Here is a 26,523-nt window from a genome sequence, read left to right on the forward strand (position 1 = left end):
ACCCTTTCCCCGCCGCCATTTCCGGACACAATACCTTTACCTCTGCCCACGCCGCTGGGTAGCATGCCCCCTCGTTCACCACCGGAATCTCATCCATGTCTCGCGTAATCCTGCTCTGGAGCGGTGGCAAAGATGCCATGCTGGCCCTCTGTCATGCTCGCCAAGCGGGCCATCAGGTGATGGCACTGGCCACCTTTGCGCCGCCAGAGCCCCGATTTCTCGCTCACCCCTTGCCACTGTTGCGCCGTCAGGCGGAAGCCCTCGGGCTGCCCCATCTGCTGGTCACCATAGAAGCGCCGTTCGATCTCGGTTATGAGCGGGCACTGGCGCGGCTCAAGGAGGAGTGGCAACTCGATGGCGTAGTCACCGGCGATATCGACAGCGTGGGCGGTGCGCCTAACTGGATCCGCGAACGCTGCCACCCGCTGGATCTCACCGTCCATACCCCGCTCTGGCAGCAATCTCGCCAAGCCTTGCTGGCGGATATGCTGGCCCGCGGCATCGTCGCCCACCTCTCCTGCGTCGATACCCGGGTACTGGCCCCCGAGTGGACTGGGCGCACCCTTGATGCCGCCACCCTCGCCGAGTTACAGCAACTGGCAGAGCGCGAGGACTTCGATGCCTGCGGCGAGCAGGGGGAGTACCACACCATGGTGACCGACGGCCCGGGCTTTGCCGCCCCGCTGCGCCTCAATGGCTGGCAGGTGGCGCGGCAGGATCATCTGGCCTATCTGGCCGAACCGCAGGGGTAACGGCCGCAAGCAAGCAGCCAACTCACTTAGCGCGCGAAAAATCGAGATAAAAAAACGGGAGGCAACAGCCTCCCGTTTGGATTTGAGCGGACCAGTTTTGAGCGGGCCATGACGACCCGAACAAGGGATAGACCGGCTTATTTTGCCAGCTTGCCCAGCACCCGCTGCAGCAGGCGGATGCGCGGCTCGATGCTCTCCAGCAGCAGGAACTCCGCCTCCGAGTGGAAGCCGCCCCCCATGGGGCCGAAACCATCGAGGGACGGCACACCTGCGGCGGCGGTGAAGTTGGCATCCGAGCCGCCACCGGCCTCCAGCCAGTTGAAGGGGATCCCCTCCTCTTTGGCTGCCGCCTCCACCAGCGCCATCAGCGCCTCGGTATCACCGCTCGGGCGCATCGCTGGCTTGAAGGTCTGGCGATCCACCTCGACCCGGCAGCCCGCGAGGAAGGGGTTGTTGGCCATAAAGGTGAGCCGATCGTGTACCGCAGCAGCCTCTTCGTTACTCCAGAAGCGCAAATCCACGATCGCCTCGGCAAAGTCCGGAACCACGTTGACACCGGTGCCGCCCTGTACCACGCCGACGTTCATGGTGGTGCCCGTGGTCATGTTGACCTGCTCGTTGATGGCCAGCACCCAGTGAGCGAGTTCGGTGATAGCAGAGACACCTTCGGTCAGGGCCGAACCGGCGTGGGAGGCCTTGCCGTGGAAGGTGATGCGGTACTTGGCATTGCCCTTGCGGGCGCTGATGAGATCCCCGTTGGGACGAGCCGCCTCGGCCACCAGCACGCAGCCGCTCTGTTTGGCCTTCTTCACCAGCCAATCTTTCGACCAAGGGGAGCCAATCTCTTCGTCGCAGTTGTAGCAGACCAGCACCTTGAGCTTGGCAAGCAATGCCGGATCCATCTCTTTGAGGGCATACCAGATAGAGAGCAGGCCGCTCTTCATGTCCGACACACCGGGGCCAAAGGCTTGATTGCCTTCGATTTTCAGCGGGCGCTTGGCCGCCGTCCCCTCGGGGAAGACGGTATCCATGTGGCCGCACAGCATCACGTCGTAGTGATCGGCACCCGGCGCATTGGTGATCTCGAGACAGGGGCCGCACTCGGCAGCAAACTGGTGGCGAGTCACCTGCCAGCCGATGGCCTCATATTTCTCGGTCATGATGTCGGCCACTTTCGCTACCCCGGCCGGGGTGCGAGTACCGCAATCGAGGTTGATGAGCGGAGCCAGATCGGCCAGATAGCTATCAAGGGAAAACGGGCTCTTTACAACTGTCATTATCTTCTCCATGCAACAATCAGCATTGATGGCCGATCGTCTATTGCAACAATGCGACACAGTGAGAAAAAGGCGGGCAGCCATGCCACCCGCCCGACCGGTAAATTCCAAACACCACTACATAACCCACATCACTACATAAACAGCAGATAGTTGAGGGTCAGCGCCGTCACCAGCGCCCCCGCCATCGGCACGCTGGTGCGTTTGACCACGGTAAAGGGCGATACCTTGGCAATCCCCGCACAGGCGATCAGCACAGCCGCGATGGGAGAGACGGTGCGGCCGATACTGGAAGCGAGCTGCATCGGCAGCAGCATGGTCACCGCAGGTACGCCAAACTTGGCCGCCACCGCCGGTGCCAGAGTCGAGAAGCTGAGGAACGCCGCGTTGCCGGAGCCCATGATGACCGCCGCCACCATGATCAGCGCCACCATCACCAGGGTCATCAGACCGCTGCCGATACCGGCATTGCTGGCAGAGTGCAGCAGGGTATCAATGGCGCCGATGGCCTTGAGGGATTCGGCAAACAGCTCGGCACAGACGATGAGCGCCACCACGGGGCCAAACACCTTGCCCATACCGTCGAGGAAGCTCGACAGCCCGGCAAAAGCGGTACGCACCGAGCGACTACGCAGCAGCTCGCACAGCATGCCGATAAAGACAGACAGCAGCATGGCCACCTCCACGCTCATCTTGATGTCGCTCACCAGCAGCTTGGAGAAGGTCATCATCAGCACGAAGGGGATGATTGGCAGCAGGGCATACCAGGTGGGCGCCTGCACGCTCTCGGTGCCCTGTTCGTCCAGCTCGGCGTGATCGCCACGATGGAGCGCAGGATCCCAGCCATCCTTGCGATCGCAGTGACGCTGCCAGAAGAAGTGCAGCACCATGGTCACCAGCAGCATGGGGGCCACCAGCCAGATCTGGTAGTCGACGAAATAGCTGGTCGGATCCATGCCGGATTGACCGGCGGAGAAGATGGCGTTGGTCTGGGTCGGGCCAATTTCAAACGCCTGTGAGGTGGCGATGACGCCACAGGCGGAGGCCGGGCTGATGCCGAGATTGCGCATCACCGGATACATGGTGACCATCAACAGCAGGCCAAGGCCGGTGGCGGAGGTGACGAACAGGGAGACAAAGACCGCCACCAGATAGCAGATGGAGAGCATCAGGTAGCTGGACTGGATGCCTGCCACCGGTTTGACCGCCACTCGCACCAGCGCCTGGGAGGCCCCGATATGGGACATGTAGGTGGCAAAACCCGCCACCGCCATGATGGTGAGGCCAAGTCCCGCCGCGCGGTAGGAGAAGATCCCCTTGAACACTTCGAACAGGTCGAACAGGGCGAAGCCGGTGCTCTTGTCAGCGGGGAGAATGGGATGCAGCCCCAGCCAGTAGGCCACTGCAAAAATGGCCATGCCCGCCAGCGCCAGCACCGCCTGCGGGTTGTAATCCTTGATAATGCCGTAGACCACGGCGACCAGAACGAGCAAGACGAATAAAAGTTCCAATATTCACTCCTGATAAATTTATCGAAGAGCGAAATCTAGTGATCTGACCACTGTTTGCCTTTGATCCCTATCAATAAAGGTGCCGTCACCGTGATTCATTAGCATAATATGTCGGCTATGTAACAATTTTTCGTTATTTCAACTGCCGGAAAACCTTTATCACCCCATATCCGGGAATTGTGTGACGCGACTCCCCTCTTTTTTGCGTTGGATCAACATATGACGGCGCCGAACTGGCGAAGATGCGCTTCGACATATAGCGACCATTTCGCGCCGGAGAGAGTTATGACAAGCCAAGCCACCGCAGGTGCTTCGACCTGCGACTACAAGCTGTGGGACATCCTCGTCGAGTCTGCAAAGGAACGCACTACCATTCGTTACTCCAAACTGGCCAAGCAGGCCGGGCTGGAGCAGTGCCAGGATGAACTGCGCACCCTGCTGCAACGCATCCGCATGTACTGCACCGAAAACAACCTGCCGATCCTCTCCGCCATCGTGGTGGACGACGTGGGCAAATACACTGGCCTCTCTTCCAGCCTGCCTGATGCACCCTGGGAACGGGCCCGGGTCTTTGACCATGAGTGGACCACCCTGCACTGATTGAGGTGCTCGATGATGCCGACCAAAACGCGCCCGCTGGCGCGTTTTGGCTATCAGGCCTTTGCCCCCTTCTATTTTTCTCCTGCAATAGTCGATCTTCTCCCGCAATACCCAACCCCATCGGGCACGCCAGCCGCACTGCTTCTGATCTTGATCTCAAAATCGCCGTTCAGGTGTGACCAGTTCCGGTAAAACCCGCGAGCCGGACCATCGGCGTTGCCATGGGATTGCCACAATGCCAGAATCGGGCCCTTGCACTCTGTTGATTCGGATTTTCGGGCACGGCCACGGCCAGCGCCCACAAGAGAAGGACTCCCCATGGCCATCACCCTCTATGGCATCAAAAACTGCGACACCATCAAGAAAGCCCGCAAGTGGCTGGATAAGGCCGGTATCGACTACCGCTTTCACGACCACCGCGCCGACGGCCTGAACCCGGACGATCTGGACAGCTGGCTGGCAAAACTCGGCTGGGAAGCCCTGCTCAACAGTCGCGGTACCACCTTCCGCGCCCTGCCGGATGAGGCCAAACAGGGGCTCGATACCGCCAAGGCGCGCGCCCTGCTGCTGGAGCACCCGGCCATGATCAAGCGCCCGCTGCTCGACCGTGACGGCGAACTGACTCTGGGTTTCAAGGCTGATCACTACCAATCCCTCTTTTCCCGTTAAGGACAACTAAGGACAACTGATGTCAGATGTCATCGCACTGGCCAAGGATCTGATCCGCCGCCCCTCCGTTACCCCCCTCGATGAAGGGTGTCAGACCCTGATGGCGGAGCGCCTCGCCAAGCTCGGATTTGTCATCGAGCCCATGGTGTTTGAGGACACCACCAACCTCTGGGCCCGCCGCGGCAGCGAGGGGCCGCTGTTCTGCTTCGCCGGCCACACCGACGTGGTGCCCGCCGGGCCGCTGGACAAATGGCACACCCCGCCGTTCGAGCCGACCATCAAGGATGGCGTGCTCTACGGGCGCGGCGCCGCCGACATGAAGGGCTCGCTGGCTTCCATGGTGGTAGCAGTCGAGCGCTTCGTGGCCGAGCATCCGGATCACACCGGGTCCATCGCCTTTCTGATCACCTCCGATGAAGAGGGGCCCTTTATCAATGGCACCACCCGGGTGATCGACACCTTGGAGGCCCGCAACGAGAAGGTCCGCTGGTGCATCGTCGGCGAGCCCTCCTCCACCGCCGTGGTGGGGGATGTGGTGAAGAACGGCCGCCGCGGCTCCATCACCGGCGATCTGCTGGTGCGCGGGGTGCAGGGCCATGTGGCCTATCCCCATCTGGCAGACAACCCCATTCACAAAGCCGCGCCAGCGCTGGCCGAGCTTGCCGCCACTGTGTGGGATGAGGGCAACGCCTACTTCCCCCCCACCAGCTTCCAGATCGCCAATATCTCGGCCGGCACCGGCGCCTCCAACGTCATTCCGGGCGAGCTGCAGGTGCAGTTCAACTTCCGCTTCAGCACCGAACTGACCGACATGGATATCCGCGAGCGGGTCGAAGCGTTGCTGGATCAACATGGCCTCGATTATCAGCTGAGCTGGACCCTCTCCGGCCAGCCGTTCCTCACCGACACCGGCGCGCTGCTCGATGCGGCTGTGGCGGCCATCGAGGCGGTGAACGGTCAGCGACCGGCCCTGCTCACCACCGGCGGCACCTCCGACGGGCGCTTTATCGCCCCCACCGGCGCCGAGGTGATTGAGCTCGGTCCCGTCAACGCCACCATTCACAAGGTGAACGAGTGCGTGAAGGCGGACGATCTGGATCTGCTGGCCGACATGTACCAAGGGGTGCTCGAGAGATTGCTGGCATGACGCAGGAACAACTGCTGGGGCTCGACGAGAGCCACCTTATTCTGGTGGGGCGCGGCCCCCATCGTCTGACTGCAGCCACCGCCGCGGCCTTCAACGACATGCAGGTGGCGGCCGCCTATGAGGGATTCAACCTGCAGGCGGCCTCCAGCTGGCGCAGCTTCGAGCGCCAGCTCGCCATCTGGAATGGCAAGTGGCGCGGCGAACGGCCTCTGCTCGATGCCAACAGTCAGCCCATCGATGCCCTGCAACTAAGCGAGGTGGAGCGGCTGTACGCCATCCTGCGCTGGAGTGCCCTGCCCGGCACCAGCCGTCACCACTGGGGGACCGATCTCGATATCTACGACCCAGACTGCCTGCCCGCCGATACCAAACTGGCACTGGAGCCGTGGGAGTATGAAGCCGGGGGCTGGTTTGCGGATCTCGGCGAGTGGCTCAGCGACCATATGAGCGACTTCGGCTTCTTCCTCCCTTATGCCAAGCCGGTCGGGGCCGCGATCGGGGTAGCCTACGAGCCCTGGCATATCAGCTTCTCGCTGGAGTCCGACGAGCAGCGACTCGATCCCGCGGCACTGGCGCTTTGCCTGCAACAGGCGGATATTGAAGGCAAGTCGACCATATTGGCCAACCTTGATGAAATTTTGGCCCGTTATGTCACCACCTGTCCTGACGAAAGGAAAATCCCATGAATCTCTGGCTGTGGATAGGGTTGCCGCTGCTGTTCCTGCTCGGGCTGTTTCTCAATGCCATCAAAGACATGAAACGGCTGGAGAAGCAGTTGCCCAACTACAAGGACAAGATCCGCGAAGTGAAGGATGACGAGGACGACTGAATCCTGCCCCATCCCGTGGGGAGCGCCCTTGTGCTCCCCTCTCCCTCTGCTGTGCCGTTTCGCTTTTCCCCGCCTTATCCTCCCTGCGCATCCTGAAATTGACGCTCCTTTGACTCCGCTTTCGTTAACCCCGTAACTGTCAGAATATGGCGCGGCCATGCTGAAAAAAGGGATGAAAAATGTAAGAAAGTGCAAATTGATGCACAAATAAGCCACACAAGGGGGGCCTAACTGCATATAATGTGCCTACTTTGCACATTACCAGGAAGGAGTTCGCCCTTGGATGCCGCTACCATCAACAGTTTCTTTTTTGTCGCTGCCCTGTTGGTGGGAGCCAGCGTACTGTTGAGCGCCCTCTCTTCCCGCCTCGGTATTCCCATTCTGGTTATCTTCCTCGCCGTCGGCATGCTGGCCGGTGAAGATGGCCCCGGTGGCATCCACTTCGCTGACTACTCCATCGCCTATCTGGTGGGCAACCTGGCGCTCGCCATCATCCTGCTCGACGGCGGCATGCGTACCCGGGTCTCCTCGTTCCGGGTGGCACTCTGGCCTGCCTTGTCGCTGGCGACGGTCGGGGTGGCTATCACCACCGGCCTGACGGGGCTCGCCGCTGCCTGGTTGTTTGACCTCAACCTGATGCAGGGGATGCTGATCGGCGCCATTGTCGGCTCCACCGATGCGGCGGCGGTTTTCTCCCTGCTTGGCGGACGCAGCCTCAACGAGCGGGTGAGCGCGACGCTTGAGATAGAGTCAGGCAGCAACGACCCCATGGCGGTGTTTCTTACCGTCACCCTGATCGAGGTGCTCGCCACCGCCCAGCAAGGGCTGGATGGGGGCTTCCTGCTGCTGCAACTGGTCAAGCAGTTTGGACTTGGCGCCGGGATTGGCCTTGGCGGCGGCTGGCTGCTGTGGCGCCTCATCAACACAGCCCGTCTGGCGCCGGGGCTCTATCCGCTGCTCACCGTCAGCGGTGGCCTGCTGATCTTCGCCCTCACCACGGCGGTCGGTGGCAGCGGCATCCTCGCCATCTATCTCACCGGTCTGTTGCTCGGTAACCTCGCCCTGCGCAGTCGCAGCACCACATTGTCGGTGCTGGACGGTCTGACCTGGCTCAGCCAAATCGGCATGTTTCTGGTGCTGGGGCTGCTCGCCTCCCCCCACAAGCTGCTGCCCATCGCCCTGCCCGCGCTGGCGCTGGCGATGTGGATGATCCTGTTTGCCCGCCCGGTGTCGGTCTGGATCGGGCTGCTGCCGTTCAAGAACTTCGCCCCCCGCGAGCGCTGGTTTATCTCCTGGGTCGGCTTGCGCGGCGCCGTGCCCATCATTCTGGCAGTGTTCCCCATGATGGCGGGACTTCCTAATGCCCAGCTCTACTTCAACGTCGCCTTCTTCGTGGTGCTGGTCTCGCTGATTTTGCAGGGCAGCTCGCTGCCGCTGGCCTCAAAACTGGCGCGGGTGGAGGTACCGGCACCACCGTCCCCCATCAACCGCTCCGGACTCGAGATCGATCTCGACAGCCAGTGGGAGACCTTCGTCTACCAGCTGGGGGAGGAGAAGTGGTGCATCGGCTCGCCACTGCGGGATCTGCAGATGCCCACCGGCACCCGGATCTGCGCCCTGTTTCGAGGCCGCGAGCTGCTCCACCCCTCGGGCAGTACCTGTCTGCAGGCCGATGACATCCTCTGCGTGATCGGTCACGAACGTGACCTCCCCGCCCTCGGTCAGCTCTTTAGCCAGGCGCCGGAGCAGGATCTCGGCCCCCGCTTCTTCGGTGACTTCCTGCTGGAAGCAGCCGCGCGGCTGGTGGATCTCGCCCCTCTCTACGGGCTGGATGTGAGCGAAGTGGCGGATCAGACACTGGGCGATTTTATTGCAAGCCAGTTGGGCGATAATCTGGTGGTCGGTGACAACATCGAATGGCAGGGCCTGATCTGGACCGTGGCCGAAATGGACGAGAGCGTGCCGGGCAAGATCGGGGTGCGCTTTCAGGAAGAGGACCCGGTCTGACCGACCGTCCCGTATCAAGTCCCCAGCAAGAAGGGAGAGTGTTATGCCATATCAAAGTTTGCTGTCCGGCCCCCTGCCCCCCGCTGCCAATCTGGGGGTCATTGAAGGCTTTTTTGGCAAGGGATGGAGCTGGCAGGCGCGCGCCCGCTACGCCCAGTGGCTGCCGCGCCACGGTTACGGCTTCTATATCTATGCACCGAAAGAGGATGGCTATCTGCGCAAGCACTGGGCCCTCCCCTGGCCCGAGCAGCAGTTGACGGATCTCGCCGAGCTGGCGCGCCAGTGCCGCGCCAACGGACTCGCCTTCGGGGTGGGCTTGAGCCCCATGGGGGCGCATCACGACTACGATCGCAAACGCTCGGCACTGCTTGAGAAAGTGCGCCTCATCGACGAAGTGCTGCAACCCGATATTCTGGCGGTGCTGTTTGACGATATGAAGGGGGATACCCCGGATCTGGCCCGTCACCAGCTCACCATCGCCCACGATATCGCGGCCCACAGCAAGGCGACCCGCCTCATCTTCTGCCCCAGCTATTACTCGACCGATCCGGTGCTGGAGAAGGTGTTTGGCGCCATGCCTCCCCGCTATCTGGAGGAGCTTGGCGAGCAGCTCGACCGCCGTTTCGAGATCTTCTGGACCGGCCCCAAGGTCTGCTCCAGCGAATATCCAGCCAGTCACCTCAAGCAGGTGACCGAACTGCTCGGCCGCAAGCCCTTCCTGTGGGACAACTACCCGGTCAACGATGGCAGCAAGGCGAGCAGCTACCTGCACCTGCGCGCCTTCGAGAACCGCCCCGCCGAGCTGGCAGAGCTGGTCTCTGGCCACGCGGTCAACCCGATGAAGCAGGCAGCGCTCTCCGCCCTGCCCCTCATTACCCTGCCAATGAGCTACCGGCTCGGCAAGCAGTACGACCCCGACAAGGCGCTGCATGCCGCCCTCAACGCCACCTGCGGCCCGCAGATCTCGGCGATGATCGAGGCCGACCTGCCGCTGTTTCAGGATCTGGGGCTGGCACAGCTCACCCCCGAGCAGATTGCCGCTCTCAAGGCGCGCTATCTGCCGTTTCGTGACCAATCCTGCGTCGACGAAATCGTGCGCTGGCTGGACGGGGAGTATGTGTTCGACCCCGACTGCCTGACCGACTAAACCACCCCTGCGGGGGGCAGAAAGGAGGTTGTATGGATGCACACCTGCTTTACCAGAATCTGGCAGTGATCGCCGCCTTCTTGCTGATCTACAGCCTGATCGCGGGGCGCTTTGAATCAAAACTGGTCAACGGCCCCCTGCTCTTTCTGCTGACCGGCTGGCTACTGGGACCCGGTGGGCTGGAGCTGCTCTCCCTCTCCATCGACAGCGCCGGCATCAAGCTACTGGCCGAGCTGACGCTGGTTATCGTGCTGTTCAACGATGCCGCCAACACCAACTGGCAGGTATTGCTGGCCAACCGCCAGCTCCCCATCCGGCTGCTGCTGATTGGCCTGCCCCTCACCCTGCTTTGTGGCGCCCTGTTTGGCCACTGGATCTTCCCCGACTTGCCACTGCTGGAGATGGCCATCCTCTCCACCATTCTTGCCCCCACCGATGCGGCGCTCGGCAAGGCGGTGGTGAGCAACCCCGCGGTGCCTGCACCTGTGCGTGAAGGGCTCAATCAGGAGAGCGGCCTCAACGACGGCATCTGCGTGCCTGTGCTGCTTCTGCTGCTGGCTCTTATCGCCCCCACAGAGCAGCACGCAGGCACGGCCACTCTTGCTATCACCCTGATGCTGGAGGAGATCGGCATTGGCCTTCTGGTCGCCTTTGTACTGACCAGCCTCACCATCCGGCTACTGAAAATCTCCTATCTCAACGGCTGGCAACTGCCGCTCTGGCGCCAACTCACCATGCCGGGGCTGGCCCTGCTCTGCTTTGCGCTGGCACAGACTCTCGGGGGGAGTGGCTTTATCGCCGCCTTCGTCGGTGGATTGCTGATGGGACGGCGCCTTGGCGAGCACAAGCACGCCTATATGGATAGCTGCGAAGGGTACGGCGACCTGCTCTCCGTGGTGATCTGGATGGTATTTGGCGCGACCCTGATGCCCATTCTGCCGGAGCTGCTGCACTGGCAATACTGGCTCTATGCCATTGCCAGCCTCACCCTGCTGCGGATGGTGCCAGTCTGGCTGAGCCTCATCGGCACCGGCCTCAAGCCCGAACTCAAGCTCTTTATCGGCTGGTTCGGGCCGCGGGGCCTTGCCAGCATCGTCTTTGCGGTGATGGTGCTGCAAAACGAGCCCTCCCTGATTGGCCAGCGCCCCATCATCGCCACCGTGCTCTGCACCATCATATTGAGCGTCATCCTGCACGGCCTCACCGCCAACCCTTGGGTCGAGCGTTTCAAGCCTCGCTGAGCCACCCTGCGCCCCATAAAAAATGCCACCTTGCGGCTGTCTCTTGATCACAACTGTTGATGCTCAAGAGACAGCGCCAGTTCATAGCCTTCAAGGAGGGTCTGTAACCTAAACCAGCCCTCCCATAACACCGCTATCGAGGCTCGACCCGTGCGCTTGGTGTCCTTCCAGCCCCCCAGTATCGCCAGGCTCTTGTACGCCCACGCCATATCGGGGGCTTCATTCGGTAGGGCCTTCTTCTCCATCTTCAACCACAGCAGCTTCCAGCTTTTCGTACCCAGCAGCCCTTGGCTGCTTTCTCCCTGCGCTGCAGGCTCCTCTTTGATAAATCGCAACTGCAGCAACCGTACCGCGATAAAGGCCAGGATGACGCTCATGCGCGTCAGGTTCTCCCGGCTCTGCATCCTCAACGCCTCGACCCGCGTGCCTGCACTCTTCCAGACCTTGTGGTAATCCTCGATGAGCCAGCGCCGCTCGTAGTAGCCGATAATCTCGCTGGCCTGCCCGGCGCAGGTCACCGCTTCACTGGTCAGCAGGTGCCACTCCAGCCGGTCATCGGCATCGCTCTGCTCGATGCATCCCACGTAGTAGAGCGGGATATCCGGCTCGCTACGCTTGTTGGCCGGAGCCTTCTGGGTGACCCTGGCAAACTTGATGTCGAGCACGGCCTCTCTGGCTTTTCTGCCACCCCGCTGGGGTATCTTGACCACCCGGGTGCCCGCGGATTGGCACTGCCTGGCATAGTCGTAGAGCTTGTTGTCGTGCTCGTTGATACAGCGGCTTTGCATCGAGCGCACCACGAAGCGCTGGGTATGTTTCTGCTTGTAGTGCAGGTATTCATAGATATCCGCTTCCCGGTCACAGACTGAGATGACGTTGGCCATGGTGCTGCCAAGCCGGGTGGCGAGTGTCTTGGCGGTTTGCTCCCACTTGTAGCTCTCTTTCTCCTGATACGGGCGGGTCGCATATTGGGCACGCTGTCCTCGTTTGCTGACATCGCGGGTCCAGATTTGCTGGGCGGCCAAGCCCACCACCTTGCGCTCGTGCGGCGCGAACAGCAGCACGGAGTGAGCCTGCAGGGCGCGACTGCTGCCCTGGTTGGTGTGGCCCTACTCGTCTCTGACACTGGCATGATTGAAGGTAAGGGCCGTGGTGTCTTCCAGCGCCAACAAGAGGGAATGGTCTCTGGCATGGGCGGCGGTGACGGCAAAGCCGGCGTTGGCAATGGCCTCGGCACTGACATGTGGGCTGCGAATGAAGCGGTATGCGCCCTCCATATCAGCAGGTGAGAGGGGAAGGTGTGACACACAATCTCATGGTTGGTGAGCAAGGGCAGTGGCGAGGGCCACCAGCCTTCTGGTGCGTCTTGGGTCGTTGAGGTTGGCGTTGCCAAACTGTGTCAGCGTCCAGTGCGCCGGTTGAGTGAAGGGCATGTTAGAACCAGGGAAGAGAGCGATGAAAGGTTCAGATCACAGAATGGGAGAGATGTTCAAAAAAATCCCCAAGCGATGCTTGGGGATTTTTGTATAAGGAACAGGCCAATTGGCCGCCCTTGTTGTGTTTCTTAGCGAATGGTCGCCATCTGCCGCACGCATCGCTGCTCCCTGTCATCCACCCGCTTGGCAAACCAGGCGGTGGTGAGGTTGCGGGTAATTTTCGGGCTCTTTAGCTGTATGCCGGGCAGGATGGCGCGGGGCAATCGCTTGCCCGCTTGCTTGTCGGCCAGGGTAAAGATGCGATGGTAGAGATCGGTCTCGGCAAATTCGGCGGTATCCCCTTTGCGAAGGCTCTGGTGGATCGCCTGTTTGCTCATATTGACCCGGTTGGCGAGGGTGTAGACGGCCAGCTCGGTGTTGCCCGGCAGATCCGAGTCATAGCGGATCAGATCCCCGTCCAGCGCCAGATTTTTGCCACTCAAACGGCTGACGGCGGCCTGAAAAGCGGCATTGCGACTGGCGTACCAGCCGGCGTTGAAATCGGCAAAGCGGTAGAGGGTATCCGGGTAGTCGGCGGGATAACCGAAGATATGTTTGGTGCCAAACCAGATGCCGCCGCGACGGGTAAAGACTTCGTGGCGAATGGAGTCCTTGATTGGATAGGGGTAGCCACGGGCGTTGGCCTCGGCAAAGGCGATGCTCACCTGCATCGGGCCACCGGTATGCACCGGGTTGAGGTTGCCAAACAGCGTCTTGCCCATCGGCAGCATGCTGATCATGTCTTCGAAGATTTCACTCATCTCCCGCTCGGTACGCAACTTGTCGATGCGCTCGGCATAGCTCTTGCCGGTGGGCGAGTTGATGGAGAGCGCGGCCCGCACCATAAATTCGGGGATCAGCAGCTTGGCTGCCCGTGAGTTGATCTCTTTCCAGGCGATCTTGCCAAGGCCCGGCACCACGGGGTCGGCCTGATAGGTGGCTTCCTGCTCCGCCACCGCCAGCACGCTACAGACATTGTGATCATTCACCGTCACCCCCTGGGTGGTGAGCGCCGTCACCACGTCGTTGGCCCACCCTTGTTTGTCAGGCACCTGACGGGGCAAGAAGCGCACGATGCGGCTCTTCATATCCGCCGGTTTGCGCGGCTGCATGGCAGGGGGCGTTTTGGGGTTGCTCACGCTCGCCTCTTTGGCAGGCGCGGAGGCGGGATCACTGGCACAACCGGCCAGCAACAAGGCAGAGCAGAAGGCAAGAAGACGACAGGAAGGCAAAGCGGTCATAAGCATGTCCATTTTTTGTTGGCCCTACAGGCAGCGCCGCTGGCACGGCACTGACAAGCAAAGTGGGGCCATTGTAGAGGATTGCCTGCTGCAGTTGAAACCCGCGCTCGCAGCATTCCCTCCCCTTGCCTGCTTTTACCACCCCACGCGCCATCCGTTGTCTGCGATACGGAACTCATGACCTTCTTCAAGGATTCACCCGCCCCGAACCGAACGGTGAGCGACAGATAAAAAGAAACCCCCGCCATCGCTGGCGGGGGTTGGTCGTCTGGCAAGTCGGGCTGATGCCCGCTGCAAACGCTTAGCGGTTTTTCACCTTCTGGTGCAACTCCTGCACCGAGTTGACGTTAGCTGTGGCATCCACACTGATGGCCATGCAGGTGGCAAACGCCTCATTCATGGTGGTGGTATACGCCACCTTGTTCTGCAAGGCGGCGCGACGCAGCTGCTTGGAGTCCTGGATCGCCACCCGCCCTTCGGCGGTGTTGACGATGTAGGTGTACTCGCCATTCTTGATGCGGTCGAGAATGTGCGGGCGACCTTCGTGCACCTTGTTGACCAGGCGCGGGTTGATGCTCGCCTCACCCAGTGCGACGGCGGTGCCGTGGGTGGCATCCAGCTCGTAGCCCAGCTCCAGCAGCTTGGCGGCCAAATCGACCACCTGCGCCTTGTCGCTGTGACGCACTGACAAGAGGGCACGACCCTCTTTCGGTACGGCGTGGTTGGCACCCAACTGCGCCTTGGCATAGGCCTCGGCAAAGCTGCTGCCCACTCCCATAACCTCACCGGTAGAGCGCATCTCTGGCCCCAGCAGCGGGTCAACCCCCGGGAACTTGGCGAACGGCAGCACCACCTCTTTCACCGAGTAGTAGGGCGGGATGATCTCTTTGGTGAAGCCCTGTTCTTGCAGCGACTGACCGGCCATCACACGGGCGGCAATCTTGGCCAGCGGGGCACCGGTCGCCTTGGAGACAAACGGCACGGTACGGGCGGCACGCGGGTTCACCTCGATGAGGTAGATGTCATCGCCCTTGACCGCGAACTGCACGTTCATCAGGCCGATAACGCCGAGCTCCAGCGCCAGCTTGCGCACCTGCTCGCGGATCTCGTCCTGAATCTTCTTGGACAAGGTATAGGGAGGCAGGGAGCAACCTGAGTCACCGGAGTGGATACCGGCCTGCTCGATGTGCTCCATGATGCCGCCGATGACTACATCGGTGCCGTCGCAGATGGCATCCACGTCCAGCTCGGTCGCATCGTCCAGGAAGCGGTCCAGCAGTACCGGCGATTCGTTGGAGACGCTCACCGCCTCGGCGAAGTAGCGACGCAGATCCTGCTCGTCATAGACGATTTCCATGGCGCGGCCACCCAGCACGTAGGAGGGGCGAACTACCAGCGGGTAGGTGATACGCTCGGCCAGCAGCACGGCCTGCTCCAGCGCGGTGACGGTGCCGTTTTCCGGCTGCTTGAGGCCGAGGCGCTCGACGGCAGACTGGAAGCGCTCGCGGTCTTCGGCGCGGTCGATGGCATCCGGGCTGGTACCGATGATCGGTACGCCGTTGGCTTCCAGTGCACGGGCCAGTTTCAGCGGGGTCTGGCCACCGTACTGGACAATCACGCCCTTGGGTTTTTCGATGCGCACGATTTCCAGCACATCTTCCAGGGTCACCGGCTCGAAGTAGAGACGATCCGAGGTGTCGTAATCGGTGGAGACGGTCTCCGGGTTGCAGTTGACCATGATGGTCTCGTAACCATCTTCGCGCAGGGCCAGCGCCGCATGCACGCAGCAGTAGTCAAACTCGATACCCTGACCGATACGGTTCGGGCCGCCGCCGATGATCATGATTTTGTCGCGGTTGCTCGGGGCCGCTTCGCACTCCTCGTCGTAGCTCGAATACATGTAGGCGGTGTTGGTGGCGAACTCGGCGGCGCAGGTATCGACCCGCTTGTAGACCGGGAAAATGTTGTGGCGGGCGCGCAGTTTGCGCACTTCCCCTTCGGCCACACCGAGGATCTTGGCCAGACGGGCATCGGCAAAGCCTTTGCGCTTGAGGGCACGCAGGAAGTCGGCATCGAGACCGGCCATGCCGCGCTCTTTCACCTCTTCTTCCAGCTTCACCAGATCTTCAATCTGTACTAGGAACCAGGGGTCAATCTTGGTCAGCTTGAAGATGCCGTCCATGGAGAGACCGGCGCGGAACGCATCGGCGATATAGAAGATACGGTCGCTACCTGCATCCTGCAGCTCGTGACGGATGCGGGTCAGGGAGTCCGGGGCATTGAGGTCAACCATGGGGTCGAAGCCGGTTTTGCCGGTTTCGAGGCTGCGCAGCGCCTTGTGCAGGGACTCCTGGAAGTTGCGGCCGATGGCCATCACTTCGCCGACCGACTTCATCTGGGTTGTCAGACGGTCGTTGGCACCGGCGAATTTTTCAAAGTTGAAGCGCGGCACCTTGGTGACCACGTAGTCGATGGCCGGCTCGAAGGAGGCCGGAGTACGGCCGCCGGTGATGTCGTTCATCAGCTCGTCGAGGGTGTAACCGATGGCGAGCTTGGCAGCGATCTTGGCGATGGGGAAACCGGTCGCCTTGGAAGCCAGCGCAGAGGAGCGCGACACCCGCGGGTTCATCTCGATGATGACCATGCGGCCATCTTTCGGGTTGATACCGAACTGGACGTTGGAGCCGCCGGTCTCGACGCCGATCTCGCGCAGCACCGCCATGGAGGCGTTGCGCATCAGCTGATACTCCTTGTCGGTCAGCGTCTGGGCTGGCGCGACCGTGATGGAGTCACCGGTGTGGATACCCATGGGGTCGAAGTTTTCGATGGCGCAGACGATGATGCAGTTGTCGTTGCGATCCCGCACCACTTCCATCTCGTACTCTTTCCAGCCGATCAGCGACTCGTCGATGAGCAGCTCTTTGGTCGGCGACAAGTCCAGACCGCGCTCGCAGATCTCGACGAACTCTTCGGTGTTGTAGGCGATGCCGCCACCCGAGCCGCCCATGGTAAAGGAGGGACGGATGATGCAGGGGAAGCCGACCATCTGCTGCACGCCCCACGCCTCTTCCATGTTGTGGGCGATGCCGGCACGCGGGCACTCGAGGCCAATGCTGCGCATCGCCTTGTCAAAACGGGAGCGGTCTTCGGCCTTGTCGATGGCGTCGGCGGTGGCACCGATCATCTCGACACCGAACTCGGCCAGCACGCCATGCTTCTCCAGTGCCAGTGCGCAGTTGAGCGCAGTCTGGCCACCCATGGTGGGCAGGATGGCGTCCGGGCGCTCTTTCTTGATGATTTCGCGCACCACTTCCCAGGTGATGGGCTCAATGTAGGTGGCGTCTGCCATCTCCGGGTCGGTCATGATGGTGGCCGGGTTGGAGTTGACCAGAATGACGCGGTAGCCCTCCTCGCGCAGGGCTTTGCACGCCTGGGCGCCGGAGTAGTCAAATTCGCAGGCTTGGCCGATGACGATGGGGCCGGCGCCGAGGATCAGGATGCTCTGAAGGTCGTTACGTTTTGGCATGAAACTCTTTCCTCTATTTCTTAGGCGCGATACTGCTTAATCAATTCAATAAAGTGGTCAAAAAGACCGGCACAGTCGTGCGGGCCCGGGCTCGCTTCGGGGTGCCCCTGGAAGCTGAAGGCCGGACGGTCGGTACGATGGATACCTTGCAGGGAACCATCGAACAGGGAGACGTGGGTGGCGCGCAGGCAATCCGGCAGGCTGTTCTCGTCTACCGCAAAGCCGTGGTTCTGAGCGGTGATCATGACGGTGTTGTCATCGAGGCTCTTCACCGGATGGTTGGCGCCGTGGTGGCCAAACTTCATCTTGACGGTCTTGGCACCGGAGGCCAGACCCAGCAGCTGGTGACCCAGACAGATGCCGAACACCGGCGTGTTGGTATTAAGGAAAGCCTTGATGGCCTCGATGGCGTAGTCGCACGGCTCGGGGTCGCCAGGGCCGTTGGAGAGGAAGATGCCATCCGGGTTCATTGCCAGTACCTCGGCGGCCGGGGTCTTGGCAGGCACCACGGTCAGGCGGCAGCCACGGTCAACCAGCATCCGCAGGATGTTGCGCTTGACGCCAAAGTCATAGGCCACAACGTGGTATTTCAGCTGGTCGGCATCCGGGGTGACATGCCCCTTGCCAAGCTGCCAGCTCCCTTCGGTCCAGTTGTACGCTTCACCAACCGTCACCTCTTTGGCCAGATCCATCCCCTTCAGACCGGGGAAGGCGCGGGCCTGTTCGAGAGCATAGGCTTCATCGACCTGTTTGCCTGCCAGAATGCAGCCAGCCTGAGCGCCTTTCTCGCGCAGGATGCGGGTCAGTTTACGGGTGTCGATGTCGGCGATGCCAACGATGTTGTGAGACTTGAGGTATTCGGAGAGGGATTGCTGATTGCGGAAATTGGAGGCAAGTATCGGAAGGTCCCGGATGATCAATCCCTGAGCATGGATCTGACTGGACTCTTCATCTTCGCTGTTGGTGCCGGTGTTGCCTATATGGGGGTAAGTGAGGGTGACTATCTGACGGGAATAAGAGGGATCGGTGAGGATTTCCTGATAGCCCGTCATCGACGTATTGAAAACCACTTCACCAACGGAACATCCCTCGGCGCCTATCGACACGCCTTTGAACACAGTTCCATCTTCCAGCACTAGCAATGCAGTGTGATTCAAGACAACCTCCAGTTATTTAGCTTTAAATTCAGCAATTTACCTGGGTGTTGCGGGCTCGGTTCCGGTCTTGGACAGGACTCGAACCCGGCAGATTTCTGGCAAATTGGGCGCATTCTACTTAAAAAAAGTGGCATTTCAACGTCTTTTCTCAGATGAAATGCATCTAAATTCAATAAAAAAGCAACATTACCCATTATCTATGCACTTAATCGCTTTGCAACCCCCTCCCGCGAAAGAAAAGGAAAAATCACCATCAAAAGATGCCACCAAGCCAGCGATAACGACAAAAACAAACAAAAAAACCAATTAAAACAATGGCATTTATTTTTACACAAAAAACATTAATGACAATTTAAACGCTTTTACGATGACAAGATTGAACATGAAAAATGGAAAACGTTTTTCTGTGTTTGAATTTTTAGTCTTTTCCATTCCGTGTAAAAAAATGGCTTTATCCGCCATAAAGATGCTCAAATCTGTTACCTGGTGATGACATTCAGGAAGGGAAATTCTGGCGGATAACGCAATAGTGTGATTTATAAGGAGTTCAGTTAAAAATTGCAGGCAGCGTGTCTTTTTACACAAAATCTGGCTGACTGACAGCAAAAACCCCGGCAAGCCGGGGTTTTTCACTGGGGTAGCAGTAGTACGAAAGTGCCGCTCAGAGGCATCACTTGAGATTGAGCACATCCTGCATGTCATAAAGACCGGCCCCCTGCTGACCAAGCCACTTGCCCGCCCGCACAGCACCGTTGGCGAAGGTCAGGCGGCTGGAGGCCTTGTGGCTGATCTCCACCCGCTCGCCGATATCGGCAAACATGACGGTATGCTCCCCCACCAGATCGCCGGCGCGAATGGTGGCAAAGCCGATAGTGTTGCGATCCCGCTCGCCAGTGATCCCCTCGCGACCATAGACGGCGCACTCCTTGAGATCCCGGCCCAGCGTTTTGGCGACCACTTCCCCCATGGAGAGGGCAGTACCGGATGGCGCATCCACCTTGTGGCGATGGTGGCCCTCGATGATCTCGATGTCGGTGTAATCCCCCATCACCTTGGCGGCCTGCTCCAGCAGCTTGAACACCAGGTTGACCCCGACCGAGTAGTTGGAGGCGAACACGATACCGATCTGCTTGCCCGCCTCTTTCAGAGCAGCCTTGCCTGCATCGTCAAAACCGGTGGTGCCGATCACCATCTGCTTGTGGTGGGCCAGTGCAAAGGCCAGATTGGCAAGGGTCACCTCGGGGCGGGTGAAGTCGATGATGAGATCAAACTCGTCACGCACCTTGTCCAGACTATCGCTGATGGCCACACCAAGATGGCCCAGCCCGCCCAGCTCACCGGCATCGAGACCTATCACCGCCGAACCCGGCCGCTCCAGTGCAGCCCCGACCACTACGCCATCGGTGTTGGTGATGGCCTCCAGCAGCACCTTGCCCATACGACCATTACAGCCCATCACGGCCACACGGATCGGATTGTCCATCTCCACCCTCTCATCTCTTTTAATTATGGAAAGAGACCGTTTTACCAGCCCGCGCCGGGTTTGAAAAGCCATGATGCCACCACTCCTTGCTGCGCTCGTCAACGGCAGCGCCCACTGGCTGGCCAAGAACTTCCTTTTGGTCACAGGCCGTTTTTCATCGTCTCACTCGATCATTTGGCAGACCGGGTGCCATCTGATAGGTTCGAACGAGTGAAATGCCAGCATAAGCAAAATCAGGGCCACGCCCGTGTCGATATCAAATGAGGTGCAAGGATGAGCGCAGGATTGCTGTTTGCTGTGGGGTTGATATCACTGACCCTGGTCATGCTGGCCGCGGCTCTGCTGTTTGGCGGGCCGAGTCCGGCACCGGCGATGGCCAGCATCAACGACCCTTTCAAGGGGAGTGGCTGGAGCAACATGCCACCCCTCTCAAGATACCCGGCGCGTGACGGCACGCAGCTGGCCTATCGGCACTATGGCGCAGAGGGCAATACGAAGAACAACAAGGTCAAGGGCAGCGTGGTACTGGTTCATGGCTCTTCTGCCAGCAGCCAGAGCATGCACAAGATGGCGGACGCCTTTTCGCAAGCGGGATATGACGCCTACGCCCTCGATATTCGCGGCCATGGCGCATCGGGCAACAAAGGCACCATTGCCTACATCGGCCAGCTTGAGGACGATCTGGAAGATTTCATCAAGTCGGTAGCCCCCGACAAGCCTGCAACACTCGTCGGCTTCTCGTCAGGGGGTGGCTTTGTGCTGCGTGTTGCTGGCAGTGCGCGACAAACCCTGTTCGAGAGCTATCTGCGGCTCTCCCCCTATCTCGGCCCCACCGCCGCCAACTACCGGCCCAACAGCGGTGGCTGGGTGCGTGTCGGCTTGCCTCGCCTCATCGCCCTGAGCATCCTCAACGGTTTCCATATTTCCGCACTCAACCATCTGACCGTGCTGAACTTTGCCCTTAATGATGAGGCGAAATCCCTGCTGACCCCCTCCTACTCCTTCAACCTTGCCTCTAACTTTCAGCCAGAGCGCGACTATCAGCAGAATTTACGCAATGTGCAACGCCCCTGCGCCGTGATCGCGGGTGCAAATGACGAAGCCTTTCAAACAGATCAACTTGAACCTGAGTTAAGACGTCTCGGCATCTCCTGGCCTGTCACCCTGCTGCCCGGAATTGGCCACATTCCGCTGACGCTGGAACAGGACGCCATCACAACAGCCGTTCAGGCGGTGGAGAAACTGACACAGTAACCACACAGCCCAGGTCTTGTGTCCACGCGTTCTGGAAATATCCGTACCATGCTCACGTAGAAATAGAGAGAGGTGCGGCTGACGTGCGGCAGCGGGAGAAATCCCCAAGATGGCATGCAGAGACCTTATCGTTTACCTCTTTCCTTATTAAAGGCACGCGATCCCCCCAGATACCCACGGACTGCGCCAGAACAGAAATGAACAATAAACAACACCAACTTCTTTTTCCGAATATTCTTTGGATATATCAATAACACCAGAATCATCAAACAAAAACACCTATCCATCTGGACGTCTATCTTGACCAAGCGAGGTTGACTCACTACTGTGGGCACCCCAATGCGGCAGGATGCCCGCCCTGTTTTCCCCCTATCCCTATCCGATACAGGTACAAAGCAGTTTATGACAGGAGGTCATTGTTCAATTTCAGAGGAACACATGATCCAGACTCAACCCAGTGCCAGGGCCTTGCTGCCACTTCTGGTTTTTCTCGCACTCTTTATCGGTACCGGTACCTGGCTGACCCTGCAGGGGGTCGAGTTCGCCTTCTATCAGCTGCCCGCTCCGGTTGCTGCCTTGCCTGCGGTGATGCTGGCCCTGCTGCTTGGCAAAGAGAGCTTCAACAGCAATCTGGAGACCTTCTTCAAGGGGGTTGGCCACAGCAATATCATGGCGATGTGCCTTATCTATCTGCTGGCGGGCGCCTTTGCCAGCGTGGCCAAGGCCACCGGCGGGGTTGATGCTACTGTGGCGCTGGGCCTGTCGCTCATCCCTGGCTGGGCGCTGTTGCCCGGGCTGTTCCTCATCTCTGCCTTTATTGCTACCGCCATGGGCACCTCCATGGGCACCATAGGTGCCGTGGCCCCCGTGGCGCTGGGCGTGGCGCAGGCGGCCGGTATCGATCCGGTGCTGATGGCTGGTACCATTCTCTCCGGCGCCATGTTTGGCGATAACCTCTCCATCATCTCCGACACCACCATAGCAGCAACCCGCAGCCAGGGGTGCGAGATGAAGGACAAGTTCCGCGAAAACTTCAAGATTGCGGCCCCAGCTGCCATCGCGGTGATCCTGCTCTATCTGACCCTGGGCTCAGTGGGTGAATCCCCAGCCAACGGCAGCGCCATCGAGCTGTTCAAGGTGATGCCTTATCTGCTGATCCTGGGGCTGGCGCTCGCCGGAGTGAATGTATTTGTGGTGCTGGGGATCGGCATTCTGGCCGCCGGAGTGGTGGGCATGATCAACGGCTACGCCATCGGTCAGTTCAGCAAGGATATCTATCAGGGCTTTACCGGCATGCAGGAGATCTTCCTGCTCTCCATGCTGATAGGCGGTCTCGGCGCCCTGATGGAGCGTCAGGGTGGTCTGGCCTGGATCAGCGAGCGCATCAGCGCCCTGATTGCCCGTTTCACTCGCGAGCACAATGGTGAACAGAACGAGAAAGCGGCCGAGCTCGGCATCGCCGGGGTGGTGAGCCTCACCAACCTCTGCACCGCCAACAACACGGTGGCTATTATCGTCGCCAGCAAGGTAGCCCGGGATCTGGCCGAACATCACGGTGTCACCCCGCGCCGCGCCGCCTCCATGCTAGATATCTTCTCCTGCGTGGTACAGGGTCTGATCCCCTGGGGCGCACAGGCGCTGCTGCTGGGCTCCATCTTCGCCCTGTCGCCGTTGGCGGTAGTAAGCATGAGTTTCTACCCGATGGCGCTCGCGGTAGCGGCACTGATTGCCGTGTTCGTGAAGCACCAGATGCGCGGCAAGGCTGACAAGTAACAAACCAGAGGCTGGCGCGCCGACATGCTGTCAACAGGGGCCACACCCTGGCCCTTGTTGACTCACCAACGGATCCGCCAGCATTTATCCCACCGTTCCGGGCATCAGCCGTCCGGGACGGGGTTTCCCTGCCCCCCTTAACGTCAAGAGTGAATGTGCTAAGGTAGAGCGCGTTCAAGCCATCGATGCGCAGCTATGCCAGAGGTTCCCCATGCATGAGTCCCAACCCGAACGTCAATCCCTGCGCCAACTGGTTCGTCAACGCCGCAAAAATCTGAGTCCGGCCGAGCAGCAGGCGGCGGCCCAACAGCTGCTGGCCCAGTTCAAGCAACACCCCGAGATCCTCGCCGCCAAACACATTGCCCTCTATCTGGCCAATGATGGGGAGATCAACCCCTTGCCCACCATCCATTGGCTGTGGGCCCAGCACAAAGAGGTCTACCTGCCGGTGCTCCACCCCTTTACCCCGGGTCACCTGCTCTTTTTGCGCTATACCGCCACCAGCCCCATGGTGCGCAACCGCTACGGCATCGAAGAGCCCGAGCTGGATATCCTGCAGGTGGTGCCCCATAGCACGCTCGATCTTATCTGCACCCCGCTGGTTGCCTTCGATGCCCAGGGTAATCGCCTTGGCATGGGGGGCGGCTACTACGATCGCACTCTCGCCATCTGGCATGAGCACAAGCTGGGCCCCAAGCCGCTCGGCATTGCCCACGACTGCCAGCAGGTGGATGCGGTCCCGCAAGAAGAGTGGGATGTGCCGCTGCCCCAGATCATCACCCCGAGCCACTGCTGGCGCTTTGAATAAGCTGTTTTTGGCAGGGAATCCCGGCTTTGTGCGCGCAAACGCAGAATAAACAGGCAAACGATTTACAAAGTCCCTCTTTTTGCCCCGGAACGTGAGCAACAAGGTCGCGACGGGGTACCGGGTTGGATATAATGCGCCCGCTTTTTTCTTAAGGAACGATCATGACTCAAGATGAAATGAAGAAGGCGGCCGGTTGGGCTGCGCTCAAGTATGTGGTTCCCGGCACCATCGTCGGGGTGGGCACCGGCTCTACCGTCAACCACTTTATCGACGCGCTGGCGACCATGAAGGACGAGATCAAGGGAGCGGTATCCAGCTCCGTTGCCTCTACCGAGCGCCTCAAGGGCTTCGGCATCACCGTATATGATCTCAACGAGATCGACGCCCTCTCCGTCTATGTGGATGGCGCCGACGAGATCAACGCAACCCGCGACATGATCAAGGGCGGTGGCGCAGCCCTGACCCGCGAGAAGATCGTTGCCGCCGTCGCTGACAAGTTCATCTGCATCATCGACAACACCAAAACCGTCGACGTGCTGGGCCAGTTCCCGCTGCCGGTGGAAGTGATCCCGATGGCCCGCGAATACGTGGCCCGTGAAATCCGCAAACTGGGTGGCAACCCGGTGTGGCGTGAAGGCGTGGTCACCGACAACGGCAACCACATTCTGGATGTAAAAGGCATGGCCATTACCGACGCCAAGGCGCTGGAAGTGCGACTGAACGCCATTGTTGGCGTGGTCACCAACGGCCTGTTCGCCGCCCGCGGCGCCGATGTTGTCCTGATCGGTACGCCGGACGGCGTGATTACCCAGTAATCCCGACACCGGCAGCACAGTGCAGCGGCATCCTCCCTCGCCCGCCAGCGCCACACTGCCAGCCCTGACGCAATAGCGGCGTTGATTGAGCCCCGGGATGGGATATGACCCAAACATTGCACTGTGAATAAATAACGGCGCCTGATGGCGCCGTTTTTATTTATCCCTCAACAAGTTGCATACGGATGTTTACAACATTCGTTGATAACTTCAAAGAATTTGACTTTCGTCACAAATATTCCCTCTCCCAAACGTTTTTGCTACTTTACGGTTTTCTTCGCACACCAAATCTGCACTTACGTTTGCACATACAGAGGGATCGTCATGACTGCCAAGTTTTCGTTGGACAAGGATAAAATCAAGGTTCTGCTGCTGGAGGGGGTTCACCCCAACACCGTAGAGACCTTTCGTGCCGCAGGTTACACCAGTGTGGAGTATCTCAAGACCTCGCTCTCCGAAGAGGAGCTGATCGAGCAGATCCGCGACGTCCATTTCATCGGGCTGCGCTCCCGCACCCAGATCACCGAGAAAGTCCTCGACGCCGCCAACAAGCTGGTCGCCATCGGCTGCTTCTGCATCGGTACCAACCAGGTCGAGCTGGAAGCGGCCCAGATCCGCGGTATTCCGGTCTTCAACGCACCCTTCTCCAACACCCGTTCGGTCGCCGAGCTGGTACTGGGCGAGATCCTGCTGCTGCTGCGCGGCATCCCCGAGAAAAACGCCAAGTGCCATCGCGGCGTGTGGGAAAAACTGGCCAACCGCTCGGTGGAAGCGCGCGGCAAGAAGCTCGGCATCATCGGCTACGGCCACATCGGTACCCAGCTTGGCATCATCGCCGAAAGCATCGGCATGAAGGTTTATTACTACGATATCGAGAACAAGCTCTCGCTGGGCAACGCCATCCAGGTGCCAAGCATGGTCGAGCTGCTCAATATGTCTGACGTCATCAGCCTGCACGTGCCGGAGACCGCCTCCACCAAGAACATGATCGGTGCCGAGCAGCTGCGGATGATGAAACCGGGCGCCATCTTCATCAACGCCGCCCGCGGTACCGTGGTGGATATCGATGCGCTGGCTGACGTCATCAAGAGCGGCCATATCGCCGGCGCCGCCATCGACGTCTTCCCGGTCGAGCCCAAGTCCAATGACGAGGAGTTCCAAAGCCCGCTGCGTGGGCTGGAGAACGTCATCCTGACCCCGCACATCGGTGGCACCACCCATGAGGCGCAGGAGAACATCGGGCTGGAAGTAGCCAACAAGCTGGTCAAATACTCCGACAACGGCTCCACTCTCTCCGCCGTCAACTTCCCGGAAGTGTCGCTGCCGGGCCACAAGGGCTCCAGCCGCCTGCTGCACATTCACCGCAACCAGCCGGGTGTGATGAACCAGATCAACCAGATCTTCGCCGAAGAGGGGATCAACATCGCCGGTCAATACCTGCAGACCAGCAGCCATATCGGTTACGTGGTGATCGACGTGGAGACCGAGCACAGCGAGAAGGCGCTCGCCAAGCTCAAGGAGATCAACGGCACCATCCGCGCCCGCATCCTCCACTGATAGACCCTTATCTGTGTCTAGTCCTGAAATAGGTTTACACATTTTCAACTAACATTTCTCTACTCAGAACCCCCTATGTACCGCATCGGGGGTTCTGTATTTCAACGCATGATGCGGCCGCTCCNCGTTGTAAATATCCACCGCTTCACGCACCATTTCCCGCGCTTGCGTCAAATCCTGCGGGCTTTGCAACAACAACTCTCCTTTCAAAATCCCGTTCACCCGCTCCGCCAACGCATTCTGGTAACAGTCAT

General features: G+C 59.9%; 21 protein-coding genes and 1 pseudogene. 14 read left to right on the forward strand and 8 right to left on the reverse strand.

The window, feature by feature from the left end; all coding sequences use genetic code 11:
* Positions 1-95: 95 nt before the first annotated feature.
* The gene (locus AB5Y76_RS06140; protein WP_263717603.1) at positions 96-752 is read left to right on the forward strand and encodes an adenine nucleotide alpha hydrolase; all 657 of its coding nucleotides are present in this window, start codon (positions 96-98) and stop codon (positions 750-752) included.
* A gap of 137 nt (positions 753-889) precedes the next feature.
* On the opposite strand, the gene AB5Y76_RS06145 is transcribed toward AB5Y76_RS06140, so the two are convergent.
* The gene (locus AB5Y76_RS06145) at positions 890-2,029 is read right to left on the reverse strand and encodes a M20 family metallopeptidase (protein WP_236288615.1); all 1,140 of its coding nucleotides are present in this window, start codon (positions 2,027-2,029) and stop codon (positions 890-892) included.
* A 134-nt stretch (positions 2,030-2,163) separates the two neighbouring features.
* Positions 2,164-3,540: a C4-dicarboxylate transporter DcuC gene (gene dcuC, locus AB5Y76_RS06150; RefSeq protein WP_005350454.1), complete on the reverse strand. Its 1,377-nt coding sequence runs from the start codon at positions 3,538-3,540 to the stop codon at positions 2,164-2,166.
* A gap of 285 nt (positions 3,541-3,825) precedes the next feature.
* On the opposite strand from dcuC, the gene AB5Y76_RS06155 reads away from it, so the two are divergent.
* The 8 genes from AB5Y76_RS06155 (at position 3,826) to AB5Y76_RS06190 (ending at position 11,180) form a co-directional block, all read left to right on the forward strand.
* Positions 3,826-4,140 (forward strand): hypothetical protein, encoded by a 315-nt coding sequence (locus AB5Y76_RS06155; protein ID WP_005337929.1) that lies wholly within the window; start codon positions 3,826-3,828, stop codon positions 4,138-4,140.
* A 318-nt stretch (positions 4,141-4,458) separates the two neighbouring features.
* Entirely contained in the window at positions 4,459-4,809 is a 351-nt protein-coding gene (locus AB5Y76_RS06160) for an ArsC family reductase (protein WP_263717602.1), read from the forward strand.
* 19 nt (positions 4,810-4,828) lie between these two features.
* Complete coding sequence (gene dapE / locus AB5Y76_RS06165) at positions 4,829-5,956, forward strand: succinyl-diaminopimelate desuccinylase (protein ID WP_263717601.1); 1,128 nt, start codon at positions 4,829-4,831, stop codon at positions 5,954-5,956.
* Complete coding sequence (locus tag AB5Y76_RS06170) at positions 5,953-6,642, forward strand: M15 family metallopeptidase (protein ID WP_263717600.1); 690 nt, start codon at positions 5,953-5,955, stop codon at positions 6,640-6,642. The genes dapE and AB5Y76_RS06170 overlap by 4 nt, the downstream gene beginning before the upstream one ends.
* Entirely contained in the window at positions 6,639-6,785 is a 147-nt protein-coding gene (locus AB5Y76_RS06175; RefSeq protein WP_005337933.1) for a hypothetical protein, read from the forward strand. Before AB5Y76_RS06170 ends, AB5Y76_RS06175 begins: the two co-directional genes overlap by 4 nt.
* A 279-nt stretch (positions 6,786-7,064) precedes the next feature.
* On the forward strand, positions 7,065-8,792 hold the full coding sequence (locus AB5Y76_RS06180; protein WP_005337934.1) for a potassium/proton antiporter: 1,728 nt from the start codon (positions 7,065-7,067) through the stop codon (positions 8,790-8,792).
* A gap of 43 nt (positions 8,793-8,835) precedes the next feature.
* On the forward strand, positions 8,836-9,939 hold the full coding sequence (locus tag AB5Y76_RS06185) for a protein O-GlcNAcase (protein WP_263717598.1): 1,104 nt from the start codon (positions 8,836-8,838) through the stop codon (positions 9,937-9,939).
* A gap of 32 nt (positions 9,940-9,971) precedes the next feature.
* Positions 9,972-11,180 (forward strand): sodium:proton antiporter, encoded by a 1,209-nt coding sequence (locus tag AB5Y76_RS06190; protein WP_263717597.1) that lies wholly within the window; start codon positions 9,972-9,974, stop codon positions 11,178-11,180.
* 47 nt (positions 11,181-11,227) lie between these two features.
* On the opposite strand, the pseudogene AB5Y76_RS06195 reads toward AB5Y76_RS06190, so the two are convergent.
* The 5 genes and pseudogenes from AB5Y76_RS06195 to dapB all read right to left on the reverse strand — a co-directional run bounded on the left by AB5Y76_RS06195 (position 11,228) and on the right by dapB (position 20,062).
* A pseudogene (locus AB5Y76_RS06195) lies at positions 11,228-12,613 on the reverse strand (IS4 family transposase).
* A gap of 131 nt (positions 12,614-12,744) precedes the next feature.
* Positions 12,745-13,896, reverse strand: a complete 1,152-nt coding sequence (locus AB5Y76_RS06200) for a DUF1615 domain-containing protein (RefSeq protein WP_088869315.1) — start codon at positions 13,894-13,896, stop codon at positions 12,745-12,747.
* A gap of 301 nt (positions 13,897-14,197) precedes the next feature.
* Positions 14,198-17,422 carry a carbamoyl-phosphate synthase large subunit gene (carB, locus tag AB5Y76_RS06205; protein ID WP_005337626.1) on the reverse strand — a complete coding sequence of 1,075 codons (3,225 nt, stop codon included), beginning with the start codon at positions 17,420-17,422 and terminating at the stop codon, positions 14,198-14,200.
* 20 nt (positions 17,423-17,442) lie between these two features.
* Positions 17,443-18,579 carry a glutamine-hydrolyzing carbamoyl-phosphate synthase small subunit gene (carA, locus tag AB5Y76_RS06210; RefSeq protein WP_005337628.1) on the reverse strand — a complete coding sequence of 379 codons (1,137 nt, stop codon included), beginning with the start codon at positions 18,577-18,579 and terminating at the stop codon, positions 17,443-17,445.
* Between the two features lie 670 nt (positions 18,580-19,249).
* Entirely contained in the window at positions 19,250-20,062 is an 813-nt protein-coding gene (gene dapB, locus AB5Y76_RS06215) for a 4-hydroxy-tetrahydrodipicolinate reductase (RefSeq protein ID WP_216948885.1), read from the reverse strand.
* A gap of 273 nt (positions 20,063-20,335) precedes the next feature.
* On the opposite strand from dapB, the gene AB5Y76_RS06220 reads away from it, so the two are divergent.
* From AB5Y76_RS06220 to serA, 5 genes are all read left to right on the forward strand, one after another.
* Entirely contained in the window at positions 20,336-21,316 is a 981-nt protein-coding gene (locus AB5Y76_RS06220; protein WP_263717595.1) for an alpha/beta hydrolase, read from the forward strand.
* Between the two features lie 438 nt (positions 21,317-21,754).
* Positions 21,755-23,089: a Na+/H+ antiporter NhaC family protein gene (locus AB5Y76_RS06225; RefSeq protein ID WP_005361588.1), complete on the forward strand. Its 1,335-nt coding sequence runs from the start codon at positions 21,755-21,757 to the stop codon at positions 23,087-23,089.
* A gap of 211 nt (positions 23,090-23,300) precedes the next feature.
* On the forward strand, positions 23,301-23,897 hold the full coding sequence (locus AB5Y76_RS06230) for a 5-formyltetrahydrofolate cyclo-ligase (RefSeq protein ID WP_263717594.1): 597 nt from the start codon (positions 23,301-23,303) through the stop codon (positions 23,895-23,897).
* A gap of 161 nt (positions 23,898-24,058) precedes the next feature.
* The gene (gene rpiA / locus AB5Y76_RS06235) at positions 24,059-24,712 is read left to right on the forward strand and encodes a ribose-5-phosphate isomerase RpiA (RefSeq protein ID WP_005353106.1); all 654 of its coding nucleotides are present in this window, start codon (positions 24,059-24,061) and stop codon (positions 24,710-24,712) included.
* Between the two features lie 324 nt (positions 24,713-25,036).
* Positions 25,037-26,269 (forward strand): phosphoglycerate dehydrogenase, encoded by a 1,233-nt coding sequence (gene serA, locus AB5Y76_RS06240; RefSeq protein WP_005337639.1) that lies wholly within the window; start codon positions 25,037-25,039, stop codon positions 26,267-26,269.
* A 63-nt stretch (positions 26,270-26,332) separates the two neighbouring features.
* Here the strand turns inward: serA and AB5Y76_RS06245 are convergent.
* Positions 26,333-26,523 (reverse strand): integrase core domain-containing protein (locus AB5Y76_RS06245; protein ID WP_368177694.1); only part of this gene is annotated, 191 nt, incomplete at its 5' end.

Origin of the sequence: Aeromonas sp. R1-2, assembly GCF_040908505.1 — a bacterium.
In the GTDB taxonomy this organism is placed as follows: Bacteria; Pseudomonadota; Gammaproteobacteria; order Enterobacterales; family Aeromonadaceae; genus Aeromonas; species Aeromonas veronii.

Bases quoted from the DNA above. Each gene is read 5' to 3' on its own strand.
- AB5Y76_RS06140 (WP_263717603.1), top strand. From the start codon at position 96: ATGTCTCGCGTAATCCTGCTCTGGAGCGGTGGCAAAGATGCCATGCTG.
- AB5Y76_RS06145 (WP_236288615.1), bottom strand. From the start codon at position 2,029: ATGACAGTTGTAAAGAGCCCGTTTTCCCTTGATAGCTATCTGGCCGAT.
- AB5Y76_RS06155 (WP_005337929.1), top strand. From the start codon at position 3,826: ATGACAAGCCAAGCCACCGCAGGTGCTTCGACCTGCGACTACAAGCTG.
- AB5Y76_RS06160 (WP_263717602.1), top strand. From the start codon at position 4,459: ATGGCCATCACCCTCTATGGCATCAAAAACTGCGACACCATCAAGAAA.
- dapE (WP_263717601.1), top strand. From the start codon at position 4,829: ATGTCAGATGTCATCGCACTGGCCAAGGATCTGATCCGCCGCCCCTCC.
- AB5Y76_RS06170 (WP_263717600.1), top strand. From the start codon at position 5,953: ATGACGCAGGAACAACTGCTGGGGCTCGACGAGAGCCACCTTATTCTG.
- AB5Y76_RS06175 (WP_005337933.1), top strand. From the start codon at position 6,639: ATGAATCTCTGGCTGTGGATAGGGTTGCCGCTGCTGTTCCTGCTCGGG.
- AB5Y76_RS06185 (WP_263717598.1), top strand. From the start codon at position 8,836: ATGCCATATCAAAGTTTGCTGTCCGGCCCCCTGCCCCCCGCTGCCAAT.
- AB5Y76_RS06190 (WP_263717597.1), top strand. From the start codon at position 9,972: ATGGATGCACACCTGCTTTACCAGAATCTGGCAGTGATCGCCGCCTTC.
- AB5Y76_RS06200 (WP_088869315.1), bottom strand. From the start codon at position 13,896: ATGACCGCTTTGCCTTCCTGTCGTCTTCTTGCCTTCTGCTCTGCCTTG.
- carB (WP_005337626.1), bottom strand. From the start codon at position 17,422: ATGCCAAAACGTAACGACCTTCAGAGCATCCTGATCCTCGGCGCCGGC.
- dapB (WP_216948885.1), bottom strand. From the start codon at position 20,062: ATGGACAATCCGATCCGTGTGGCCGTGATGGGCTGTAATGGTCGTATG.
- AB5Y76_RS06220 (WP_263717595.1), top strand. From the start codon at position 20,336: ATGAGCGCAGGATTGCTGTTTGCTGTGGGGTTGATATCACTGACCCTG.
- AB5Y76_RS06225 (WP_005361588.1), top strand. From the start codon at position 21,755: ATGATCCAGACTCAACCCAGTGCCAGGGCCTTGCTGCCACTTCTGGTT.
- AB5Y76_RS06230 (WP_263717594.1), top strand. From the start codon at position 23,301: ATGCATGAGTCCCAACCCGAACGTCAATCCCTGCGCCAACTGGTTCGT.
- rpiA (WP_005353106.1), top strand. From the start codon at position 24,059: ATGACTCAAGATGAAATGAAGAAGGCGGCCGGTTGGGCTGCGCTCAAG.
- serA (WP_005337639.1), top strand. From the start codon at position 25,037: ATGACTGCCAAGTTTTCGTTGGACAAGGATAAAATCAAGGTTCTGCTG.